This is a genomic window from Saccharospirillum alexandrii (assembly GCF_043641555.1).
In the GTDB taxonomy this organism is placed as follows: domain Bacteria; phylum Pseudomonadota; class Gammaproteobacteria; order Pseudomonadales; family Natronospirillaceae; genus Saccharospirillum; species Saccharospirillum alexandrii_A.
Genome location: NZ_JBHZRJ010000003.1, coordinates 555,860 through 578,815, shown reverse-complemented (window position 1 = coordinate 578,815; position 22,956 = coordinate 555,860). Strand labels below are relative to the sequence as shown.

The window sequence follows — 22,956 nt, the reverse complement described above, 5'->3', positions numbered from 1 at the left end:
CTTCATTAATACTGTATAAAATACTGGATACCTGGATTAGGGTCAAGCATTAGATTGGGTGTCCAGCTAGAGAGGTCCTTCTGCCAACGCCATCATGCGCTGCTCTATCCAACCGCGCCGGTGTTCGTAGTCGTTACCGGAGCGATCATCGCGCCCGCACAGGAACGCGCGGCGCACACACCGGGAGGTGCAGTGGTAATAGGGTGTCGCCTCCAGGGCGATCTGGCTTTTCCTCGGACGTGGCATTGCGTCGTACCCTGACGGCCAGCTTCATTAATACTGTATAAAATACTGGATACCTGGATTAGGGTCAAGCATTAGATTGGGTGTCCAGCTAGAGAGGTCGGGTGTCCAGCTAGAGAGGTCTCGCCCCTAGTTCACTGAGTCTGAGCTCATTGATTGTGTTTTAGTAGCACTGTGTAAAGAACTGTATATACATCTGGTAATTAAGTGCTCGGGTAGGTTTCCACAATGGCCGGTGTCTATCATCGATATTATCGTTTGTAAGTGATAGTGACTAGAATACACAGAATTGAACTTATGACACCTAAGGACGCTTTATGAGCGAGCAATATGGCAATAACCCTCTACACGGCTTAAAACTGGAGGCCCTGATTGAAGAGCTTGTCGATTTCTACGGCTACGAAATACTAGGGGAAGCACTGAACTTTAAATGCTTTCAGCTGAATCCGTCCATAAAAGGCAGTTTGAAGTTCCTTAAGAAAACGGAGTGGGCAAGAGTAAGAATAGAAGCTTTTTACTTGTACAAGTTTAAGAACCTACCTCGCCCAGACGCTAGCCAATATGATTTGCCTCCCCGTGACAGGATTGTGCCAGATCATCAAAAACCGAGAGAGCCGAAAACGTTTACGCTTGAAGAGCTAAAAGAAACTAAGGCACGTAAAGCAAAACTTTCAGAAGGTCCAAACAAGAGGCCTTCAGCAAAAAAGAACAACTATCTGAAAGCAAACAACCGTAAGAAAGAGATCAACAAACCCTCACCGAAAGCAGCTGAAGACGCAAGTGAATCGGATGCTTCGTTTGATCCATGGGGGGAGGCTAAAAAGAAATTAAATTCAAGCAAACCACGTTTATAGTTTGATCTGCTTATCGGTCAGACCCTAAAGACGGACTAGCAGGACACCCTCCGCAGTGAGCAATAGCGATAATCAGGCCGAACGATTATAAGGTCTCGAGGGACTAGCCAGACACCCACCGTTAACGTTTGTAACTACGATGGACACCCTAAAGAAATTAAATATGACTCCCACCTCTGTGACAGTTAGCGGCCGCATATCGGTCGAAACCATGGATGACTTCGATAGATAGCGACCCGTGCAGGTGTCTTCTGCGCTGGACTGGTGTGCGATGCTGCCTGAGTAAAAGGCGGAATTGACGATGAACAAACAGTTGAATACTATGAAAAATATCTAGCTAACCTCGTTATCAAGCTTTTTGATAGCTGCATTGTAGCTGCTAACAATCATCACCATTTTGAACTAGGTCTCCATTCATTTTTCGTTGACAAAAGGAACATTATTTTGGCAGTACAACTTACTCAAGGACAGCAACGGCTCAGAACTGTCAATCTTATTTCGATCATCAGCTTTGTTGCGCTGTTTTTAGTAGGCCAACTTTATTTTTCAGTCGGCACGACGATCAACGGTGTCGGGTTCAGCTTCACCGCTTTCAAGACGACGTTCCCGTTCGTATTTTTCGCCGCATTAGCGCTGACGTTCTATCTGCACAAAGTGCTGAAAACCATTTATGTGCGGGAATCGTCTGAGTTGATGAATGGCTTTTATACGCAGAAATCCTGGCTCGATGTTGATGACCACAAACTGGTACATGCCGATGTCGCAAACAACCAGATCTGCACGTTTGAAATCCCCGAATCGAGGTTATCAGAGGTTCAGGCCGCCTACCAACAGAAAGCCTCGTTAAGCACGCTAAGCGAGGAAGCAAGGGTAAAGGCTAAAGACATCGAACGAATTACCATGTCCGATATTGTGCGCATGTCATCCTCACATAAGAAGGACAGCATTGATATTGAGTATAACGAAGAGCACTACACATTAGAATTTCTCAACATCGCGACCAAAGAACATGCGCTGAAACGTCTGCAACTGATGCTGAACGACTCGATGCATTACGAGAAGAAAACACCGACCCGCATACGCGCAGCGTTTCCGTGGTTAGCCACCTTGCTGATTTTTGCCACTATCATGACGTTGTTTCAGCAACCCTATGTCTGGGCTATTTTATTTGGCATCGGCTTTTTTCTGATTTTGCCTAAAATGCTACGTGAGCTAATCGACCCAAGTCAGGTGGAAATCTGGACTGTCGAGACCGTCGAAACCACTAACTGAAAACGCGCCTGGGCCATACACCCAAAACTGTTGCAAATAGAGCAAGTAGAATCACAAGGCGATTAGTATTAAAGATACACCCACCGTTAACATTTGTAACTGCAATGAGTGTCCTGGCAATAGTTTTCAGGGAGACAGGATTAACCCGATACCCGCGTTTAGAGACTCTAATGGCAACCTTGACAATAGTTTCATTAAACAGTGATTGAGCTGGGTGTCCAGTTTCACACTGGGCCCGCTTTCCAGCTAAACCAGCTCTTTAACGTAGTAGTGCATATAGTCCCTCAGCATGGGTTGGTCGAGATAGGTCGTTGTTTCTATGGGGCCTTCAACTTCGACAAAGCCCAGCTTCGGGTAGAGGTTGCGCATTTCAATATTCGGCGTCAGTGTATCGGCCACGAGCCTCGCAAGACCCATACTCCGGGCGACTTGCTCTCGTGCTTCAAGCAGGCGCTGGCCTATTCCCTGCCCCCTAGCGCCATCGGTTACAAAGTCCCTTTTCAGTTCGCCTGTGCTCGAATCAAGGCGTTTCATCATGGCACACCCTACGAGTTGGCCCGAATCGTCGCGCGCGACGGCGAGACAGCCATTGGGATGAAGGTAGTCGTCGGATTTTGACCAGAATTCGACAAGAGCGCTCTGCGGTGCAGCTAGGTCGATCTGGAAACCCATGTTCCGCATCCGCTGGACCGCGAGCTCGTAGTATGGAATGAGCAGAGCGTTGAGCTCCGCTTTTGGCGGCAGGCGGTCGCACAGAGAAACGGTAATAGTTGGCATTGGTTCCAATTTCCTTCAGTCGTCGATCGCACATGGCCCAGCCATGCTTATAAAAGGGTTGGTACGAAGTTATTTGAACTTGATAAACTATAGTGAAAAACAATGCAAACAGTTATGTTGGTTGGTGTGGCTCCAGTGATTCCGGAGACTTCTGCGCGGTAGTTATCCGTTCTTGAGCTGAAGTGAATTCGGATGATTCCGGCGTATCTGCCATCTGGGCTCGAATAGGGTTTAAATCAACGTAGGCCAGGCAAGTTGCCAGGGCTGTTTCATCGACAATGCCTAAGATTTGAGTCGCGCTTCCGACCAATTTATCAGGAATAAATTGGCGCAGCGGATAACTGCCGCGTAGCGGTGGCAACCATGAATGGTTTCCATAAAACCCGCCTGTGAATAAGGTGTAGCCTCCGGGGCGATCTGGCTTTTCCTTGAACGTGGCATAGTGTCTTACCCTGACGGCCCGCTTCACCTAATACTGTATATAACACTGGCCATCCAACCCAGAATCAAGCATTGCATTGGGTGTCCATTCAGATTTGATATCTTTACGCAAGGTAGGTTGTGAGGGGCATGCCGGTGCCTTCTTCACCTTATAGATCGTGTATTCCTACTCTGACACTAACCCTGTAGGCTCATTTGTACAAGGTTGGTGGTATGCCCTCAAGTCGAGGGATATTGTTGTGCTTTCAAACAAACATTAGAGCAGCCTTAAATAGATATTCCATTAAGGGGGGGATTCTTCTAGTATCTGAGGGAGTTGAATGGTTTTTTGAAAGGTTACACAAATGGTACTGAATTTTCTTCGCCCAAATAATCTTTCACAAAAGATGATGCGGGTTATTTTCACCATCTACCTGGGTGTGACTTTTGTAATAACGTGCATGCAGTTCGCTACCGAATATTTGAAAGCTCAGGATTCTATTTTAAATGAAGTGACCGAGTTGGAAGGTACCGTTAGGGGTCCAATCGCAACGAGCTTGTGGCAATATGACCGTAATCAGGTAAATGTGCTCGTCGATGGGCTCATTAAGATGCCCATTATTGCAGGCGTGGATATTGTCGACAAAGACGGCGCAACCCTTGTGTCGAGGCGTGCGTATTCCTCTGATTCTGAGCCATTAGCTGTATTCGATTTTCAATCTGACTTGTTTTGGAACTTGAATAATGAACGAATACCTCTCGGGTCCCTAATACTATATTCCTCATCAGAGGTCGTTCTAGATCGGGTTATATTCGGTTTTTCACTTATTGTCATAACTGCTGTTATAAAGCTCTCCATTCTGTTCTGGCTATTTATTTGGGCATTTGATCGTTATTTGGCCAATCCCTTAAAAGAGTTAATGGTTCAGGTTAATGACGTTCAGCTCGATCAAAGTATCAGTACTCGTATCAATCTGTCCAACATTGAGGACAATGAGCTGAGTCAACTTCAGAGTCATATGAATAGCATGCTCTCCTCCATGGAAACCGATCGACGACGTCTCCTTGAAGATGAACAAGCAAAGCGTAACTGGTTGGAGGAGGCGGTAGCGAAACGCACTGCAGAGTTACAAGTTGCCAATGAAAAACTTAAGGAACTCGCTACCAGAGATTCCCTGACAGGCGCACTGAATAGAGGGAGTTTTTTCGAGACAGCCCAGCATATTCTGGTCCTTTCCAGGCGCCAAAAGTCGACTGCATCGTTTGTGCTAATGGATCTGGACCATTTCAAATACATTAACGATACCTACGGCCATTTTGCGGGTGACCAGGTACTCATTCATTTTGTCAGAACGATCAATGATCTACTGAGAGAGTCAGATCTTATTGGTAGAGTCGGTGGGGAGGAGTTTGCCTTGTTTCTTCCCGATACTGACGCAGGAGCCGCCTTCCAGATCGCCGAGAAGGTGCGAACCGCCATCAGCACATCGCGTTTTGAGGTCGATGGAGTATCCATTAGCTATACTGTGAGTTTGGGCATCGAATCCTCCTCGATGGAAGATCAGTCTGTTGATACGTTGTTTAAACGCGCCGACGTTAAACTCTATGGCGCAAAAGATAAGGGCCGTGATCGTGTTGAACAATAAGTATATACATAGCCCACTGCTGACAGCCCTTGGATGGCTGGTATGCAGTCAGTTCAATGTCGGTTTCGCCGCAACATTAAAAGTGTGCTACGACCAGTGGGCGCCGATGACCATATTTCCGACCGAAAGCTCAACCGAGCGGGGTGTGGTTATTGATATGCTAGAGCATATATACACCGCGGAAGGCTACGATATTCAATATTATGAAGTACCCCTGGCAAGGGGGTTGGATATGGTGGCTGAAGGTTTGTGTGACATGCTGCCAGAGTATTTGTATTCAGAACGGTCAGCTCAGGCCTTCGAGTACGCTCAACAGGAGACGTTTTCGTACCCCTCGGCTTTTGTCGTCCGCAAGGAAGATCCCTGGCGCTATGAGGGCGTTGAATCGTTAAGGGGCCGACGCATTGCAACGGGGCCAGGTTGGGATTACAGCTCTATGAGTGCGGGCTATCAGGCGTATATTGATGATCCACGAAATAGTGATTCTGTAGAAGTGATCGCAGGCTATGATGATGTGGTTGACCGTATATTTGAGATGATCAGCGAAAACCGAGTCGATGTGTATGTCGACAATGAACTGGTGCTTCAACACGTTCTGAACCAGATGAACCTTGGTGAGGAGCTCAGCATCGTGCAGCCTGGGCTTGAGAACAATCTGGTCGAAATCCCCATTTTTTCAATGAGTATTCCCGAAGCTGAAAGACAAGAGTTGATACGAATATGGAATGAGGGGCGGCTATCCCTGAAGGGAGAAATGGAAGACAGAATACTTAGAAAGTACAACGTAAAAATTAAGTGACCGGAATAAACAGGTTCTTTTGGGTAGCCTGTCATCATATTGAACGTATCTACAGACCGAAGCATGCATTGGGTATACATCCAAAAAGGGGCCGGTGGGGCGCACGTAGAGGTCTCGCCAGTATGTTGATGCAGTGACTGAGTACACTTAATCAGGCCCAGCATCCAATATGGTTACCTGGGTAGCTTCCAGTATACGGCCTGTCTCACGGTCGGCCCGGAAGTCTCCGGTTACCCGGATCCGCTCGCCCACATAGTCTGACACTGCCTCATCCGGTTCTATCGCAACCCGATTCAGGTCATCGTCTTCAATCCAGTAATGGCGTGGCTCATCAAAGGTCCGGACAATACCCGTGGTCGACAGGGTCTGACCATCGTATTCAGCCTGCTGCTCAACCAGCGTCGCCAAAGGAACGTCCGTCGTGGTATCGCTGCAGGCACCCAGTAGCGACAGCACGACCACGACTGACAACACCACGCTGGAGGGGTGTCGGAGAACGATCTTCGGTTGGTTGGCGTAGCTCATGCTTCGGCCCCTCCCAAGGCAGTGGTTTTTCTGGAAATGCCCATTGAGCACTAGTATACCTTTATGAACACCATCGTCAGTTCTGTGCTATTGAAGACGACTGGTGGGTGATCGGCGAAACGGGGGCAGTCTGTTTTGCCACCTTCCAGCATTCCATAGGTTACTTTTAGTAACCCATTAGCTTAGAAAGTATCAGGTTAACCTTGGGTGTTATCCATTGCGCAGAAATATCGCCACAACTACCATTCTTGCAGACAGGGTCTGTCGATCACGTAACGGCCCTGTTATTACTTGCCTGCAGGCTCATTGCCTATCTGCACCTACAACCTGAACATTTATTGAGCTCCCCCCATGGAATTAATGACGTTAATCGGCCTGGCCGCCGCGTGCCTTACGACGGCTGCTTTTGTACCTCAAGTGGTACAAATTCTGAAAACCAAGAATGTTGAAGGCATCTCACTGGGTATGTACGCCATTTTCACCCTGGGCGTTGCACTTTGGCTTGTCTACGCAATCATCATTGGTGACTTGCCAATGCTGCTGGCAAACCTGGTTACGCTGATTCTTTCAGGGGGTGTCTTAACACTGACAGTGCGAAGCCGGTTGCGCACTGACCGCGCAAAGAGCGTAAATAATGGCCTGGCCATGCCACGATAACGTGGATTACCGGGGCACCAGCCTTAAGCATCTTTCAGCATTTTGACTACAATATCTTTGATTGAAGAGCATCGTGCTGGTTTCTCGATGACTCTCGAAGCGCTCGATTAACGATTCAGAATCAAGCATTAGAATGAGACCTGGCAGTGCGCTGGGAACGAAATCAGGGGTGGTCCAATGCAGATAATTAATGACCAGGCAGAGCTGAACAAAAGCAAGGCTGGTGCTGCCTTCCTGCTTTTCGGTGGGCGGGATTGTGGGGTATGCCAAACGCTAAAACCCAGGATTGAAGCAATGCTGACCGAAGAGTTTCCTGATTTAGAAGGCTACTACATAGACTGTCATGATTCCGGTTCAGTAATCTGTGCACAGGAACGTGTGTTCAGTCTGCCCCTGGTTCAGGTTTGGTTCGATGGCCAGAAATTTGCAGAATTCGTACGCGTATTTTCGATCGGCCAACTGCGAGAGGCCATCGCCCGCCCCTATCAGGTCGCGTTCGGGTAGTCAGTCAACTCCATTCGAATAACACGTTTAATTGAGGTAGAGAATTGGGTCTCAGTTATTGATAGTAAAGAGTCACTCACTAACAATTCTGAAAAAATTCTGATGACACCCACACTAGGCGACTATCCAAACCTTGCTTTTGATAGTATTGATATATCGAAATAGAGCTGGGTGTTCAGTTTGGCTGTGCAAAGGCCTTTAGAGCTAGAATGACACCCGCCGCAGCACTGTCATTGGCACCCCAAAGGAATAAACCATGCCTAAACTGATCACCAAATGGACCATTCTTGTCTGCCTGAATGCCGCAATCAGCTTCACCTTCGCACTGTCGGAATCAAGATCGCCATCTGAAATTACCGCCATGGTTGCCGGAGTGGTCACTTTCATCGGTTTCTATGTGGCTTTGGAGCGCTGGGCCCTTCAAAAAGGCTGGAACGCCTTTGTGCTGCGATTAAACATCGCCACTGTGATAAAAGCCTTTACCCAGTTCGCCCCTGTGTTGGAGATATGGGCGGGAATAGGTGCGTTGATCGCCGTTGGTGCCGTTTTTCCGGAAAAGGGTTTCTTTCAAGCTTACTTTGCCACGCTCGTGGATGGCTTTTTGTTGTCTTTGGCCGTGGGCGTATTGGTTGGGCTAATGTTCCTTGCAGAAAGGCTGTATCGAGCTTACCAGGCTAACAAAAAAGCCGTTTGACTCGGCTAGCCACTCCGCCGATAGGTGGCTCTATGGCTGTTTGGCCATCCTTTGTGATGGCTTTGGTATCCATCTGTCGGGAGATACTCTTTAGGCCCTATCAAACACACGAGACTCCCCGGTTAACACACCCACACCATTAGCCCTAACTCCGCCCTCCTTCCTCACACTCCCCGGTGCCACACCAAACACGCGCTTGAACGCCCGGCTGAATGCAGCCTCGCTCTGATACCCAAGCTTTTCTGCGATCGCTATCATCGAATCGGAACTGTTTTTCAGGTGCAACCGGGCCATCTGCATACGCCAACGCGTGAGGTACCGCATGGCCGGTTCGCCCATCAGGTCGGTAAAGCGTGCGCTGTAGCCGGAGCGCGACATGCTGGCCACATCGGCCAGGCGTTCAATGGTCCAGTCTGCTTCCGGGTTGCGGTGCATGGCCGCCAGGGTGCGGCCAATGTGTGGGTCGCGCAGCGCTGCCAACCAGCCGATGTCGGCCTGGGTGCCTTTCTCCAGCCAGGTGCGTATGGCTTGAATGATCAGGATATCGGCCAGGTGAGACATCACGGTCTCGCCGCCCGGGTTGAGCTTTTGCGCTTCGTGCGCCATGTAGCGCAGCGTGCTTTGCAGCCAACTGCCCTCGGCCTCTTCCCAAGTATTCACCACCATCACCGCCGGTAAATGCCGGATCAGTTGCTGGCCCGCCACATGGTCGAAACGGGCCACGCAGCAGGTAGCACGGCAGACTTCTCCGCTTCCGCCGAATGACATGAGGTCGTACCGGTCACTGATGTGGTTCACGGGTATGTCGAACAATGGCGTGGTGGCTTGTTCCGGTGAGCTGGCAATCACGTGGCCCTTGCCATGCGGCAGCATCACCAGGCTGCCCTGCTGCACGTGAATGGGTGGCTCGCCCTCAACCAACAGCCAGCAATGCCCGGCGGTGACGATGTGCATCATCAGGCAGTCATCAAACGGCGGCATGTCAACGCCCCAGGGAGCCCGCAGTTCAGACTGGCAATAGAACGTGCCGCTGAGCTTTAGCAGGTGCAGTGCCTCGCCCAGGTAGTCGGAGTGCTCGGGAACGCTTCGGTGCTCTGTCACGGTTAACCTGCCTGCTCACCATTGGAATGCTCGGCCTTTTTGGATGGCCGATTTCAAAAATATACAGATACTTGATTGTTAATCCAATAAATTTAGACGAATGATCAAATATCGCGGCGTATGGATTATGGTTCGTCTAGCGATCAACACTCAAAATAGCCCTCAGTTTCAAACACCTTGCTTCACACACAACTGAGGAAATACCCCCATGACGACACAAACACCCATTCTCATCATCGGCAAAAACGGTAAAACCGGCGCCCGCGTCGATGCGCTGCTGCGCCAGAACGGCCTCGCTACCCGGCCGGTATCGCGCTCCACCGACCCGGCGTTCGACTGGAACCGCCCCGAGACCTGGTCTGCCGCTCTGCAGAACGTGAAGCAGGCATACGTTACTTTTCAGCCGGACCTGGCCATACCCTCGGCAGAGCCAACGTTGCGCGCCTTTACTGAGGCCGCCCGCGAGCACGGCGTTGAGCATCTGGTGCTGCTCTCCGGCCGGGGTGAAAGCGGTGCCATTCGCGCTGAAAACGTGCTGATCGAAAGTGGCCTGCGCTGGAACGTGGTGCGCGCTGCCTGGTTCTTTCAGAACTTCAGTGAGAGCTTTCTGACCGGGTCGGTCATAGAAGGCGAGGTCTCCCTGCCCGTCGATGGTGTGATCGAACCTTTCGTCGACTGTGATGACATTGCCGAGGTCGTGGTCGCCGCGCTGACGCGGCCGGAACTGGCCAATCAGTTGTTTGAAGTCACCGGGACGGAGCTGATGACCTTTGCCGACTGCGTGGCCCAAATAGCCGAGGTGACAGGTCGTTCCATTATTTACAACCCGGTACCGCTGGAGCCTTATTTGGCCTACCTGAGCGAACTGGGCATGAGTGAGGGCGAACTCTGGCTGATGCGGGAGCTGTTCACCCAGGTGTTGGATGGCCGAAACAGCTACCCGACGCACGGCATCGAAGAGGCACTGGGTCGGCCACCCCGGCGGTTCGCAGACTATGTCATCGCTGCGCATGAAAGCGGTGTCTGGATCAACGCTTAGGGAGCAGTAACATGAAAAACCTACGGCTGGTTCAATTAACCCTCATTACTGCGGGTGCGCTCACGGGCCTCATTGGCCTGGGCATTCTGCTGATGCCCGATGCGTTTTACGCGTCTTACGGCATTAGGGTGCCCGAGTCCGCGAGCCTGCGCAGTGAGCTCAAAACCCTGGGTACGTTACTCATGCTAGCGGGCTGTCTGATGCTGGCCGGGGTTGTAAAACCGTCGCTGCAAGGCACGGCGTTAATTGTTGCCAGCATGACCTACACGGCCCTTGTTGCTGGCCGACTGCTGGGGCTGATGACCGATGGCATGCCGTCAACGGGCATTCTCGCCGCCTGGGCGGTGGAAGCCGCACTGTTGGTATTGATCAGCTTCGCTGGCGTTGCCGCCAGGGCACGAAAGCCAATTCCGACATTGGGTTAGCCGAGCCCCACCCGGGCGTATCGAACGCGATAAGCCCGGGGTATTGTCGTCTGATTAATGCGGTTTACTCGTACAGTCCCATACCCGGGTTGTTGGACCAGCCCCCTTACATGGCTAACGAGGTACCGCATCATGACAGACACACCCCGTGAAAACGTTCAGTCCTACCCTCGCCCGCCGGCACTGGAAGCGGTACCGCAGCGCATCAGAATAATGCTTGGCGGCCAATGGGTCGCAGAGTCGGCCCGGGCCTTGCGGGTACTGGAAACCCATCATGCGCCCACCTATTACCTGCCGCCAGACGATGTCAGCGCCGTGCTTCAGCCTGCTGTTGGCTCCAGCTTTTGCGAGTGGAAAGGCAAGGCGCGCTATTTTGATGTTATCGTTGGGGAAACCACCGCCAAGCGGGCGGCCTGGGCCTATGACAACCCGACCGAGCGCTTTGCCCCTCTGGCAGGTTACCTCGCCTTCTACGCCGGGCTGATCGACGAAGCCTGGGTTGGCGATATGAAGGTCATCCCTCAGCCGGGCGACTTCTATGGCGGTTGGGTTACTCCAAATCTGGAGGGGCAGATCAAAGGAGCCCCGGGTACTAGACACTGGTAGGAACAACAGATGGCAAACGCATTCACCTTACTCACTCCACAGGAGATCGTGTTCGGCCGGGGGCAGGTTGCTCAGCTTAACGAACGCGCCAAACAACTGGGCACTCGCGCCCTCATTGTGCATGGCCGCAGCCCGGGCCGGCTTGAGCAAGTCTTCGCATCACTGACCGATCTTGAGATCGTGCAAACGCTCTCCATCGGGAAGGAGCCGGATTTAGAGACACTGATCAACGCGGTCGCCGAAGGCAAATCACTCGGCGTCGAGGTGGTACTGGGCATCGGCGGTGGCTCGGTGATGGATTCAGCCAAAGTTTTGGCAGCCATGCTGCCAAGCACGACCGAGCTGCTGAGCCACTTGGAGGTGGTCGGGCAAGGGCTGCCACTGTCCGCACGCCGGTTACCGCTGATACTGGTACCCACCACCTCGGGTACGGGGGCCGAGGTAACGCGCAATGCGGTAATCGATGTGCCGGAGGCGCACCGCAAAGTCAGCCTGAGGGATGCCCAGCTCCTGCCCGACCTGGCACTGATCGACCCGGCCCTCACCGACCACTGCCCTCGCCTCGTGACCCTGCATTCAGGTCTGGATGCCATTACCCAGGTCATCGAGCCCTATGTGTCATCGCGCGCCACCGTATTCACCGATCTGCTCTGTGTGGAGGCCATTCCCAAAGGTCTGCGAGCGCTCCGGCAACTGATGACAGCCGAGTCTGAACAGGCACGTGACGACCTGGCCCAGGTGAGCCTCTTTGGCGGGCTTGCCTTGGCGAATTCCGGGTTGGGCGTCATTCACGGCATTGCCGGCCCACTGGGAGGGCTGTGCGGAGCCCCCCACGGTGCCATATGCGGTGCGCTGTTACCGGCAGGCATTGCCGCTAACCGGAGCCATGCAGAAAACCCTGAAACACGGGCGCGCATAGACCGTGTCATCAGCTGGATCGCTGAAGTGTTCGACACCACCCCGGACCAGGCACTGCCGGTGTTTCGCCAGTGGATTACAGACAGCGGCTTACCCGGCTTGACTGCCCTGGGTGTAACAGAGGAACACATCACGTCAACGGCTCGCAGCGCGGCCAGCTCATCCTCGATGAAAGCCAACCCGGTGGTTTTGTCGACCGAAGTCATTGATGACATCATGCGCGAGTCTCTCTAGGAGGCTGTTATGGGCCTTGATTCGTTATTGGGTTAACGTGGTCATGGTATTGAATAAGCACTGGGAAATGTCATGGAACTGAGAGAAATAGACCGAACATCGCAGAGCGACATCAACCTGCTGTCAGCGCTGTTTAAAGAGTACGCGGCAGAAGTGAAGCCGGACATGAGCCCCACCGTTGCCGGGGAACTCGCGGAAATCCCCTGCTTCAGAGGATTTATGGCGTTCGATGACGGCAAGCCAATCGCCTTTTGTGTGTGTTTTGAAACCTACTCAACCTACCGCTCAAAATACGTTTGGAACCTGCACGACGTGATGGTCTCACGCTCGGCCCGTGGCATGGGCGCAGGCCGGAAGTTGCTGGAGTGGGTGCTGTCGAAAGCCAGGGAGTGCAATGTCGCCAAAGTGACCCTGGAAGTCGAAGAAGACAATGCCGTTGCAAAAGCGCTGTACGCTTCCCTTGGCTTTCAAGACTTCACGGCTAAGGCGCCTAAAGAGCATCACTGGCATCTTTATACAGAAGACCTGTAGGGAATATTTAGTCATTGCGGGGCGGACTGCCGATAGGGACAGTCGAGACTCCCGCATTAGGCCGCTATCAAATATGGCTTTACCGTAGCTTCAATTACTGAGTATTGAAGCTGCTCCTTTCGGGCGCCCACCACCAGGGATCGTCTTCGGGCAATGGGGAAGTAAGTGACCCCAAAAAGGCCACCAACTGTTGCAGTTCAGTTTCCGTCAGGTTCAACGGAACAATGTCGAAATGCGGGCGGCTTGGGTGCTGTTCCCGGTCGTAGAAGGGCGGCGTCGGTTCGTTATAGTGCCGCACCACTTCCTCGAGCGTTTTCACTTGTCCGGCCTGCATGTAGGGGGCGGTCTCGGCTACGTTTCGCAGGCTTGGGGTCTTGAAGGCACCCACCAGTTCCGGGCCCTGGGTTTTGAGAAAGGCCATTTCCAGGCACTGCTCCGGTTCGAGATCGCTCCACTGCGAAACGCAGCTGAATTCGTTCTGCTGCAATTTTTCGATACCGGTATAGCGACCCATATCCACCTGGGTTTCATCCGGCTCGGGCGCTCCAATGTTATGAAACTCGAAGTTGGTGAACAGTGGGCCGTTGTGGCAACTGGCGCAATCGGCCGGGCCCATGAATAGCCGCATCCCGCGCACTTCATCTTCACTCATCAGGTCGGTCAACGTGGCTCTGTCGGCGCCCGATTGCAACTGGGCGATGAAGTCGTCAAAGCGAGCCGGCTGCAATGCCAGTTTGCGTTCGTAAGCCATCATCAACTTACCCATCTGGCTGAATACCCGGTTGACCGCCTGTTGTTCGGCTTCGCTCAGCGCCTGCCAGTTCTCTTGCTCCGTCTGGGTGGTCAGCGGGCTGGCTTTGACCGTCATCGCCGCCACCTGCCCGGCTTCCTGCGTATCGCCAAATATCTGTTCGTACGCCTCGGAGTATTCGGTTACCAATAGGCGGGCGGCGGAGGTGCGGTCGATACCATGCTCGGCCTGATCTTCGAGCGGGCTCAATGCCTGTGCCCAAAGGCTGTCGGCCCGGCCGTCCCAGAATTGCCAGGGTCCGTGCAGTGAATTGGGGATGGAAGGCGCATTGCGCCTTGCGGTGCCCAAGGCCTGTGATTGAGGCAAGCCATCGGTAAAGTATTGCGCGGGTTGGTGACAAGTGGCGCAGGATACCTGGCCGTTACCACTCAATCGCGGATCAAAAAACAGCGCCTGGCCAAGCTCTGCCGCCTCGGTCTCGTCGGCCAGCCTATTGCTCTTCGCTTCGGGTAGGGGCGACAGTGCTTCCAGGGAAAAACCCGCCAGAAAAGCTATATCGGCTTCCGTAAAATCGTACGGGTCTGCCAGAACCGGCCAGGCGAACGACAACAGAGTTCCCAGCAAGAATGGTTTGAGGTGAGTGTTGAACATAGATTCCTCTACAGCACCAGATTGAATATCAGGGTGTCGGCCTGTGATTGTCCGGCGACATCGAACTGCATAACCCACCAGCCAGGCATTTGAAACTTCATGCCCTCGACCCGGTAGACCCCGGGTTCGATTTCGTCCGTTACGCGAGGCTGGGTCGGCAACCCGTGTACATGGCCGGGCATATGCCCTGTCACTTCGATGGACGCGCCGCTGACGGGCTCACCTTCCGCGTCCGCAATCAGCAAATGCCACTGGTGGATCTCGTTGAGCGGTACACCGGGCAACGGCTCGGCCGGTGTCGCCGGTTCGATATGGGCAAAATAATGCAGCTGACGGCTCGCCTGAAAGGTGCCGGTATCCAGGTCTGGCGGAGCTTGCTGGCCGCTCATGCTCGGCACCGACAACGACATGCCCTGATGTTGTTCGGTTTCTGCTCCGGCCGTCATACGCCCATCCATGCTCGGGTGTACGCTGCGCACACCGGTATTATGAGCCATGGAAACCTGATCGCCTTTCTCAAGCGGAATCGGACCGGTCAGTTTGATGAGATCGCTCCAGGTATTCAGAAAACCAGCTTCCATGACTGTCATGCCCAGCTGTTGCAATTCATCGCTGTGCCTACGCAGGGTTCCGCCTTCGGTCTGCCAGCGGCTGAGTTGATCGCTCAATAACGTAAGCGACTGGTCGAAATCGGGCTGCTGCTCGCTATTGCTCATCTGGCGCTGGTTGGCGCGCAGTTGATTCAGGGCCTGGCGCAATTGGTTGGCATCGCGCAGGACCTGGGTGGCGTTACTTTCCAGCGCTTTCGCTTGTCGCAAAATACCGCTGGCTGTTTTTATCAAATTATCCTTACTTGCATGATGGGAATGGCTTTCACTGTTTGCCGAAGCCGATGCAAGTAGAAGTACGAGGGCGATGGTCACCGCTGATCGGATGCATTTCATAGATATTCTCTTCAAGGGGCATTCCCCTTATCCATTGGTAATAGAGCCGCGCACCCTGAGGTCGTGGGTACGCGGTTCTGCCAAATCCATTTTTCAGGAAGGTTCACGCCGGAGCAGCGATAGATGTACCGGCCAGCTCTCTCCCCTTTCCAGCGGCCGGTTACTGCTCAGCTGGTGCGGTTAAAAATCCAGCTGCCAGCGGTTCAGGGTGCCAGTATCCCTTCCAGCCAGGTCTTTGACCTTTAACTGCCACTGACCGGCTGCGTCTTTGCTTCCGACCGAGACGCTATAGGTTTCCATCAGGTCGTTGGCCGAGCCGCCGGAGCGGTTGTGGAGGTTGAACACAGAGCCATCCGGATGCACCAGGTCGACAACCAGGTCACCAACATAGGTGTGGGTAATCTCGACCGTCACGCTAACCGTGCCGGAGTCACCGGTGTGGGTGACCGAAATCGGGCTGCTGATGCCGGTGCTGTTGTTATCCGGAACCGAGTAGCTGGTGCTGTTCTGGTAGCTTTTCGGATCGGGATCCCCGCCCCGGTCACCACCAATATCGACTGTGTAGTCTTCGACTTCGCCGTAGTTAAAGGTGTCGCACGGTGCCGGTGCCGCGTTGTAACGCATGGCGATGCGCAATCGCGTTGGCTCGGTGTTGGCGCTGGACGGAATCGTCAGCGTTCCAGTAACCGTGGTGGACGAGGTTCCGCCGGAGCTGAACACCTCTTCACCGCTGTCGGTAAAATCGCCGTCACCGTTCAAGTCGACCCAGATCTTCCAATACTCGCTGTAGCTGGAACCGCCGAAGTCGGGCGTCAGGCTAACCGCGCTGGCTCCGGTCGGCAAAGCGATGGTTTGGCCGGTAAAGTCGCTGTAGGTGTTGCTGCCGGAGCTGTTACTAAAGTCGCCGATCTGCACCTGGCTGATCCACTCTTCGCTGGCATTCTCGCCGGCGGCTTCGCAATAAGCGACGGGGTCGGGATCCGGGTTGTTAATCGCATCCCAATCCGGTTTCACGGTGAACAGGCCATTGCCGATGTCACTCATGATGATGTTGCCGCTGGCGAAGTAAATGTAGTTACTCCAGGTACCGGAGAACTGAGCCGAGTTGGAATTGGGGATCGTATCGAAGTACGCCACTTCGGTCAGGTTACCGTTGGCGACATCTGAACCATCGAGAATGCGCAGGCCGGCACGGTAGTTGGACTCGAATATATAGCCATTTTGCGTATAGAGGTTGTGGTCGATGGCTTGGGTCGGACCAACGTAACGGCCGATTTCCTGTGGGTAATCCAGGTCGCTGACGTCCCAGATGTAGGAAGTGGTTTTATGAACGTTGTTTTGCTCATCCAGCTCATCGTTCATGATCAGCGTGGATTGAGTATCGTCCATAAACCAACCCTGGTGAGTGTATTGAGAACCCTGGTAGGGCGACCGTGAGATCTGCATCGGGTTGGTCTTGGTCGTCACGTCGACAATGGTAATGGTGTCTTCGTTATAGGCGACGCAAATTTCGCTGCCACTGTAGTCGGTGTCCGGTCCGTTATATACCACGCACTGGGCGTCGTGAGTATAACCATCGGACGAGAAGCAACCGGCGTAAGTCGGCGAGGTGGGATTGGATAAATCCACCATGTATAGCCCGCCGCTGCACTGGTTGCTGCCCACGACATAGGCATAGCCCGTGTCTTCGTTAATGGCGATGTTGTGGGCATTGCCGAAGCCACCCATGTGCGCCGTTTCAGTCAGCGTTGTGCCCGGGGTCACGCTGCTCAGGGTCGTCAGATCGAACACCTGCAGACCGTGAGTGCTGTTACCGCTGCCATCGCCCACGATATAGGCGTGATTGTTGTAGGTTTTAACATCGCGCCAGGAGTCGCTGCCATTATTGTGCGATGGCAGGAAGCCGAGTAGTACCGGGTTGGCGGCATCGGTCACATCGACGAAGGACGTGCCGTTGGTACGAGCAACAATAGCGATTTCGGCGCCGGTTTGAGGGTCTGTCCAACCCCATATGTCGGTCAGGTTGGCGGTACCGCCACCCAGGTCACCCTTGGCCATGAACGACATCAGGTCGACCCCCTTACAGGGGTAGCCTGCGGCACTGCCATCGACACAGGTAGCGCTCGATACCAGGCTTTGGGAATCGTTCGACATCAGTGTCTGGAATGATTCGGCTGGCGCGCCTTCGTTGGAGTCATCGTATTCGAAGCCATCCGGGAACATCCCGCTGTGGCCGTAAGAGTGAGCTGAAAACCAGAGCGCACACAGGGCCGCCATGGCTTTTAGTGAACGTATGTTCATTATTATTCATCCCTATAATTTTGTTGGTTATTGTTTGTGTGCCGCAGATTCACGACCAACCGACCACAGGACATAGGGGAGATAGTGGTACCTTCCTTGTTGGTTGAGTACTTCGACCGGGTTCCTCGAACGGCGCCTTCGGAAACCCTATCACTCGCGTGAATTCACGCGGTTTCGCACGAGAGTGGGTGGCTTGGAGAACCGCGAACTGGCTCACGCTTTGACTCGCCGCCCTGCCTTCGCGCGAGTCGGGTTAACAGCAATAATTGAACCAATCAGTAAGACGCTGTTTATGAGAGGTAAAGCACGTTTTAGGCTTGGAACCGGTGATTGGCGGGAACTACTGTGCTTTTGGTAACATCACTTTGTAACCGTTAGTAACTACATGATTCCTTAAATAAAAGTAACTGGTCAATTAGACTGATTGAATGTAATTGGACATATTATGTCGCCCGACACCGGCCAAGCGGCATGCTATGGTACGGTCTGACGGATTCAAACCTTCCCTATCAACGATATCAGCTGACAACTTAGGAGAACCCCATGATCTGGACTGTCTATCTCTCTGGCGAAATTCATACGGACTGGCGTGAGCAGATTCTAAACGGGGCAGAGGCCGCCGGCCTGCCGATAGAGTTCACAGCACCGGTCACCAGTCACGACGCCAGCGACGCCGCGGGCGATATGTTGGGCAAACCAGACGTGGCGTTCTGGCGCGACCACCAGTCATCCAAAATCAACGGCATTCGCACCAAAACGATGCTGGAGCAGTGTGACCTGGCGGTCATTCGCTTCGGTGACAAATACAAACAGTGGAATGCCGCCTTCGATGCCGGGTTTTGTGCCGCCATGGGCACCCCCTATATCACCCTGCATGACGACGACATTATTCACCCGTTGAAAGAAGTTGACGCATCGGCGATGGGGTGGGCGCAAACGCCCGAGCAAGTGGTTGAGATTCTCAAATACGTGACGACAGCTCAGTAGGCACGGCTTAGAGGCCATTGCAGTCGTTCTTCGGGCATGGATCCGATTCTCAGATAGAGGCTCTTTACAAGGAAGCACTATGTTCAAGAAAAGCCTGTTGGCAGCGACTGTGTCGGTTATTGGTTGCCTGAATGCTCAAGCAGATTCTTTCAGCGAGCGTGTAGACACCGCTTTCCAGTATATTATCGAAGATGACGAGCCGGGCTGCTCGGTGGGCGTGATCGAATCCGGAGAATGGATTTTCCAGGCCGCCTACGGATTAGCCAGTCTGGAACTTCAGGTACCGATGACCACGCAAAACGTTCACAACCTGGCGTCGGTTTCCAAACAATTCACGGCCATGGCGGTGCACTTACTCGCAGACGAAGGAAAAATTGATCTCAACGAAGACATCAGAACCTATTTGCCAGCGCTGAAGGATTACGGCGAGCCGGTGACCATCAATGCCATGCTGGGTCATGTCAGTGGTATGGCAAACTACAGTGACTACGAGTACTGGATCTCCCAGCCCGGTGGTGACGCATTAGAGCTCACGTCTGTAGTCGGTGGCTCGTTTCGATTTTACGACGGAGATTACCTTTCAATCAGTGATTTGTATGGCTACCTACAAGACGTGCCGCTCAGGTATTCACCAAACGAGCAGTTCCACTACAGCAATATTACCTATTTTCTATTCTCCATGCTGGTGGAGGAAGTGACCGGCCAGACCCTGGCGGACTATGCTCACCAGAATATTTTTCAGCCACTTGGAATGTCCGACACCGTGTTTTTGGATAGCCCCTCCCCAGTTGTTGACAATCGCGCCACGGGTTATGACAAGGTTAGAGAGCGTTACGTCAGACTAGACACCAACCAGCACTGGGTCGGCGATAGCAATTTATATACGTCAATCGACGACATGCTAACCTGGGATCGTCATTTTTATGATCCGCAGCTAGGGACTGATCCGGAGTCGCTGATTGAAGGGTTTAACCAGCCAAACAGTTCCATTCGGGACAACGACAGCCTGTACGCCAATGGCCAGTTTGTAACAGAACGCTTTGAACAACCCGTCTATTCCCATGATGGTTGGCACGCCGGGTCAAAAACATACTATGAACGATATCCGGAGTCTGAATTTTCCATCGTTATCCTGTGCAACGATGCCAGTCGGGACCCTGCTGCCTTCGCGAGGTTTATATCGCAGTACTACTTCGACCCGGAATTATGATCGACAGCCGATGGCTCACTTTACCGTCAGGTCTTTCCACATCCATATATCGGGTTTGTTCTTGCCATTGGCGTTGGGAATCATCCCAACAACGCTGTAACCGCACTTCTGGTAAAACTCGAATGGGTGACGTTTCAGGTTCGTTAGCCGTTGCATTTCGACAAGGGCATTACTGCCTGTGATGTGCACTTGTGAAAGGCTGGTTTCAAACAATTCGTCATCCGACCCCAATACGATGCCGTTCAACTCAAGCGTTCTGGCGCGTTGCTCCAAAGCTCGCATCAGTGCCCTGCCGACACCCTGCCCCTGGTGTGCCGGCGCAACAACCAGAGGGTGTAGCTCCCAGGTCTTGTCGTACATGGGCCGCAGCCCTCCCCACCCGGTTAACGTGCCATTGCACAGTATGGCCAGACAATGGTTCGGGGCTGCGATGCACTCAGCCACCGTTTCCCGTGCTCGCTCAAGGGTTGGCCATGCTGTGTTGCCTTTGGCCAGGAAGGCGTCCATTAGCACGCTTGCCGCTTCTTCGTGTAAGGCGGGTTCCTGGCTTAAATCGATTTCTGTACAGTCCATGCGGCGCCCCATTGTATTTTCCGTTCAATCCAAGTTGTCATTCATACCCGGCTTTCCGTTCTACTGCGAAACCCACCCATACAGCAATAGGGCCAGATAGTCCGCCAACAGCAGCATCAGAGCATAGCGCCAGTTACGGCGCAGCAACGCCATTGCATTAACGTGGTAGCGAGACAGCAAACTCAGCTGCAGGCCCGAAAACGGTGAAATACCGGCCCCGAACGCCCAGGTCATCAGAAAAACCAGCGCCAGCAGATTTGGGTCTGCTACCACTGGTGCCAGCAAACTGCCCACCAGAGTAACCGATGTTACCGGGTGCATACCGACCATCGCCAGGGTCACCATAATCAGCAGTACCACAAAGGCCTGGTGCGCCCCAAAGGTCGCAAAACTGAGCTGAATATCAAACGAATCGAGTAACGCCGCCACACCGGCACCGAGCACCGCAGCGCCCAGAAACAACATGACTTCGTTGCCCTGGCGCGGCAGCGCCGTCTGCACATGCTGGACGCTCTTGTACACGCCGGAGACGCCCTCGCGCAACACAGACCAGCCGAGTGCGACCAGCACAGCAATCAGTGTCACCAGCGTCAGCACCGGCACCTCTGGCCAGATCTGGTGGCCTACCAGCACCAACACCGCCAGCAGCAAGGGTAGCCAGAGCGAACCGGAATTGAGTGGGTACCCGGTCAGCTGATCGGCTTCCGGTGTCCGGCTTAGCTCCCAATAGGTGTACCCCAACATGACCAGCGACAAGGGAATACCCACACTGGCCAGGGTGGCTAATTGCGCACCTGGAGCATTGACCAACGCGACGCCCATCGCCGCAAAGAAGGGCGACCAGTGGGCGCACAGGCTGAATGCCCGGCTCATGATCAACGCCTGGAGAATCGACAGGGGCTGCCGCTGGCTGAGCCGATCACCCACAATGAACAAGGCCGACATGTTAATGACCGAACCAAACAGGTGAGGCCCGGCCAGCGTGCTTAGTAAAGCCTTCCGCCCGGTAGGCAGGGTATCGGTACCGTTGAGCTCACCGGACGTGACCAGGCGGAGAAAGCTCACACCGATCAGCATGGCGATCACCATCTGGTTAGCCTCAAGGGCACGGAGCAAATGACGGCCATCGGCCCCGTTCAGCAACCCGGCCAGCAAGCCCAGGCTGCCGACACTGAGCATCACGACCACCTGAATACGCTGGGGCCCTTTGATACCGCCGCCCTTGAGTAATACAGCCACTAGCCAGATCAAGCCACCGGCAATGGCCGCCGGGAAACCCGGTAGAATCACCGCCAACACAGCCGCGATCACCACCCACAGCAGTAACCAGCCAGCCAACGTGCTGTTCCAGGGGGCTTTGCTGGCGGTATTGGCTTCAGTCGACATTCTTTCCTCTGGGCAGTCATTCGGCAGTGCGCATCAGTGTACTATGGACGGCAGAACACTTTATTATTGAAACCCAACTAAAGACAGGTCTTAACGTTGAGCTGTCAGACCCCGCTATCACCAGCTTTGAGTGGCAGTAGCCTCAATAATTTGCAAGTAAGCCCTGCCGCCAAAGAGGCTAAATAGCCTATGATGAGCTACACAAAATCCATACTAAACTGTAAAGGACCGTGGTAGTGGATGAGAACACTGAGATTTGGCGGAAATATTATAACAAGGCCATGAGTCGGAAGAACTCGCCCAGAACGGAGCGGGCTGTCCAATTGAACACGTCAGGATTAAACGTCGCGGTCGACTGCGGCTGCGGTACCGGCAGTGACATCGCTTACCTTGCAGAGCAAGGCTATCGGGTTCACGGCTTTGATATTAACCCCGACGCCATTTCCATCTGCCGCAAACGGTTCCGGCATGACGCATTGATAGAGGTTTCAGAGGCTTCGTTTGAAGACTTCACCTATCCAACTGCGGGTGTCATTATGGCCAATTCAAGCTTGTTTTTCGCTGAGCCATCCGTTTTCAATAGTGCCTGGCGTGCAATTACCGACAGCCTCGCGGTGGGCGGTGTTTTTGGCGGCGACTTTATGGGAGTAGATGATAGCTGGGCTGATGGTTTTCGGCTCGCCACTACACCGCTGACGCAGACACAGGTAATGGACTTATTTGAAAACTTCGAAATCGTCCGTTTTCATGAGCGAAACGAAGAAGGCTCAACCTCGATGGGTAGCATAAAACATTGGCACACCTATTCAGTGCTGGCGGTCAAACGTGGAATATGAATGCTCTGTCTGAAAATGGCCTGTTCACTCTAGCTAGAATATAGGTTTTCGTATGTGTAACCCCAATTTTAA

23 protein-coding genes and 1 pseudogene are annotated in these 22,956 nt (G+C 53.2%); 15 read left to right on the top strand and 9 right to left on the bottom strand.

Annotated features, from left to right (window positions below; translation table 11 throughout):
- Positions 1-78: 78 nt before the first annotated feature.
- Positions 79-246, bottom strand: a pseudogene (locus tag ACHUE7_RS12875) (transposase); the annotation flags it as partial.
- Between the two features lie 314 nt (positions 247-560).
- Between ACHUE7_RS12875 and ACHUE7_RS12870 the strand changes: the two are divergent.
- Positions 561-1,097: a VF530 family protein gene (locus ACHUE7_RS12870; RefSeq protein WP_394170330.1), complete on the top strand. Its 537-nt coding sequence runs from the start codon at positions 561-563 to the stop codon at positions 1,095-1,097.
- Positions 1,098-1,541: 444 nt separating this feature from the next.
- Complete coding sequence (locus tag ACHUE7_RS12865; RefSeq protein WP_394170329.1) at positions 1,542-2,369, top strand: hypothetical protein; 828 nt, start codon at positions 1,542-1,544, stop codon at positions 2,367-2,369.
- Positions 2,370-2,615: 246 nt separating this feature from the next.
- Here the strand turns inward: ACHUE7_RS12865 and ACHUE7_RS12860 are convergent, their stop codons facing one another.
- A complete protein-coding gene (locus ACHUE7_RS12860) occupies positions 2,616-3,146 on the bottom strand; it encodes a GNAT family N-acetyltransferase (protein ID WP_394170328.1) in 531 nt (176 codons plus the stop codon).
- Positions 3,147-3,931: 785 nt separating this feature from the next.
- Here ACHUE7_RS12860 and ACHUE7_RS12855 point away from each other — a divergent pair.
- Both ACHUE7_RS12855 and ACHUE7_RS12850 read left to right on the top strand, forming a co-directional pair.
- Positions 3,932-5,212, top strand: coding sequence for a GGDEF domain-containing protein (locus ACHUE7_RS12855; protein ID WP_394170327.1), 1,281 nt, complete (start codon positions 3,932-3,934; stop codon positions 5,210-5,212).
- Positions 5,193-6,011, top strand: a complete 819-nt coding sequence (locus ACHUE7_RS12850) for a substrate-binding periplasmic protein (RefSeq protein ID WP_394170326.1) — start codon at positions 5,193-5,195, stop codon at positions 6,009-6,011. Before ACHUE7_RS12855 ends, ACHUE7_RS12850 begins: the two co-directional genes overlap by 20 nt.
- 147 nt (positions 6,012-6,158) lie before the next feature.
- On the opposite strand, the gene ACHUE7_RS12845 is transcribed toward ACHUE7_RS12850, so the two are convergent.
- Positions 6,159-6,536, bottom strand: coding sequence for a hypothetical protein (locus ACHUE7_RS12845; RefSeq protein ID WP_394170325.1), 378 nt, complete (start codon positions 6,534-6,536; stop codon positions 6,159-6,161).
- Positions 6,537-6,887: 351 nt separating this feature from the next.
- On the opposite strand from ACHUE7_RS12845, the gene ACHUE7_RS12840 reads away from it, so the two are divergent.
- The 3 genes from ACHUE7_RS12840 to ACHUE7_RS12830 all read left to right on the top strand — a co-directional run bounded on the left by ACHUE7_RS12840 (position 6,888) and on the right by ACHUE7_RS12830 (position 8,391).
- The gene (locus ACHUE7_RS12840; RefSeq protein ID WP_394170324.1) at positions 6,888-7,193 is read left to right on the top strand and encodes a SemiSWEET transporter; all 306 of its coding nucleotides are present in this window, start codon (positions 6,888-6,890) and stop codon (positions 7,191-7,193) included.
- Positions 7,194-7,487: 294 nt separating this feature from the next.
- Positions 7,488-7,697, top strand: coding sequence for a thioredoxin domain-containing protein (locus tag ACHUE7_RS12835; RefSeq protein ID WP_394170323.1), 210 nt, complete (start codon positions 7,488-7,490; stop codon positions 7,695-7,697).
- Positions 7,698-7,953: 256 nt separating this feature from the next.
- Entirely contained in the window at positions 7,954-8,391 is a 438-nt protein-coding gene (locus ACHUE7_RS12830) for a hypothetical protein (RefSeq protein WP_394170322.1), read from the top strand.
- Between the two features lie 90 nt (positions 8,392-8,481).
- Here ACHUE7_RS12830 and ACHUE7_RS12825 read toward each other — a convergent pair whose 3' ends face one another.
- Positions 8,482-9,492 (bottom strand): AraC family transcriptional regulator, encoded by a 1,011-nt coding sequence (locus tag ACHUE7_RS12825; RefSeq protein ID WP_394170321.1) that lies wholly within the window; start codon positions 9,490-9,492, stop codon positions 8,482-8,484.
- A gap of 208 nt (positions 9,493-9,700) precedes the next feature.
- Between ACHUE7_RS12825 and ACHUE7_RS12820 the strand changes: the two genes are divergently transcribed.
- The 5 genes from ACHUE7_RS12820 (at position 9,701) to ACHUE7_RS12800 (ending at position 13,245) form a co-directional block, all read left to right on the top strand.
- A complete protein-coding gene (locus tag ACHUE7_RS12820) occupies positions 9,701-10,531 on the top strand; it encodes a Rossmann-fold NAD(P)-binding domain-containing protein (RefSeq protein ID WP_394170320.1) in 831 nt (276 codons plus the stop codon).
- Between the two features lie 11 nt (positions 10,532-10,542).
- Positions 10,543-10,956: a DUF4345 domain-containing protein gene (locus tag ACHUE7_RS12815; protein ID WP_394170319.1), complete on the top strand. Its 414-nt coding sequence runs from the start codon at positions 10,543-10,545 to the stop codon at positions 10,954-10,956.
- A 132-nt stretch (positions 10,957-11,088) separates the two neighbouring features.
- Complete coding sequence (locus tag ACHUE7_RS12810; RefSeq protein ID WP_394170318.1) at positions 11,089-11,562, top strand: DUF427 domain-containing protein; 474 nt, start codon at positions 11,089-11,091, stop codon at positions 11,560-11,562.
- Between the two features lie 9 nt (positions 11,563-11,571).
- Positions 11,572-12,714, top strand: a complete 1,143-nt coding sequence (locus ACHUE7_RS12805) for an iron-containing alcohol dehydrogenase (RefSeq protein WP_394170317.1) — start codon at positions 11,572-11,574, stop codon at positions 12,712-12,714.
- 72 nt (positions 12,715-12,786) lie between these two features.
- Complete coding sequence (locus tag ACHUE7_RS12800) at positions 12,787-13,245, top strand: GNAT family N-acetyltransferase (RefSeq protein ID WP_394170316.1); 459 nt, start codon at positions 12,787-12,789, stop codon at positions 13,243-13,245.
- A 94-nt stretch (positions 13,246-13,339) separates the two neighbouring features.
- Here the strand turns inward: ACHUE7_RS12800 and ACHUE7_RS12795 are convergent, their stop codons facing one another.
- From ACHUE7_RS12795 to ACHUE7_RS12785, 3 genes are all read right to left on the bottom strand, one after another.
- Complete coding sequence (locus ACHUE7_RS12795; RefSeq protein WP_394170315.1) at positions 13,340-14,647, bottom strand: cytochrome-c peroxidase; 1,308 nt, start codon at positions 14,645-14,647, stop codon at positions 13,340-13,342.
- 8 nt (positions 14,648-14,655) lie between these two features.
- Positions 14,656-15,489, bottom strand: a complete 834-nt coding sequence (locus ACHUE7_RS12790) for a FixH family protein (RefSeq protein WP_394170314.1) — start codon at positions 15,487-15,489, stop codon at positions 14,656-14,658.
- A gap of 282 nt (positions 15,490-15,771) precedes the next feature.
- Positions 15,772-17,892 carry a choice-of-anchor B family protein gene (locus ACHUE7_RS12785; RefSeq protein WP_394170312.1) on the bottom strand — a complete coding sequence of 707 codons (2,121 nt, stop codon included), beginning with the start codon at positions 17,890-17,892 and terminating at the stop codon, positions 15,772-15,774.
- A 543-nt stretch (positions 17,893-18,435) separates the two neighbouring features.
- On the opposite strand from ACHUE7_RS12785, the gene ACHUE7_RS12780 reads away from it, so the two are divergent.
- Both ACHUE7_RS12780 and ACHUE7_RS12775 read left to right on the top strand, forming a co-directional pair.
- Positions 18,436-18,879 carry a YtoQ family protein gene (locus tag ACHUE7_RS12780; protein WP_394170311.1) on the top strand — a complete coding sequence of 148 codons (444 nt, stop codon included), beginning with the start codon at positions 18,436-18,438 and terminating at the stop codon, positions 18,877-18,879.
- A 79-nt stretch (positions 18,880-18,958) separates the two neighbouring features.
- Positions 18,959-20,089, top strand: a complete 1,131-nt coding sequence (locus ACHUE7_RS12775) for a serine hydrolase domain-containing protein (RefSeq protein WP_394170310.1) — start codon at positions 18,959-18,961, stop codon at positions 20,087-20,089.
- Positions 20,090-20,104: 15 nt separating this feature from the next.
- Here ACHUE7_RS12775 and aac(6') read toward each other — a convergent pair whose 3' ends face one another.
- Both aac(6') and ACHUE7_RS12765 read right to left on the bottom strand, forming a co-directional pair.
- The gene (gene aac(6') / locus ACHUE7_RS12770; RefSeq protein ID WP_394170309.1) at positions 20,105-20,662 is read right to left on the bottom strand and encodes an AAC(6')-Ia family aminoglycoside 6'-N-acetyltransferase; all 558 of its coding nucleotides are present in this window, start codon (positions 20,660-20,662) and stop codon (positions 20,105-20,107) included.
- A gap of 60 nt (positions 20,663-20,722) precedes the next feature.
- The gene (locus ACHUE7_RS12765) at positions 20,723-22,048 is read right to left on the bottom strand and encodes a hypothetical protein (protein WP_394170308.1); all 1,326 of its coding nucleotides are present in this window, start codon (positions 22,046-22,048) and stop codon (positions 20,723-20,725) included.
- A 236-nt stretch (positions 22,049-22,284) separates the two neighbouring features.
- Here ACHUE7_RS12765 and ACHUE7_RS12760 point away from each other — a divergent pair, with 236 nt between their 5' ends.
- The gene (locus ACHUE7_RS12760) at positions 22,285-22,884 is read left to right on the top strand and encodes a class I SAM-dependent methyltransferase (RefSeq protein ID WP_394170307.1); all 600 of its coding nucleotides are present in this window, start codon (positions 22,285-22,287) and stop codon (positions 22,882-22,884) included.
- The last annotated feature ends 72 nt before the right edge of the window (positions 22,885-22,956 follow it).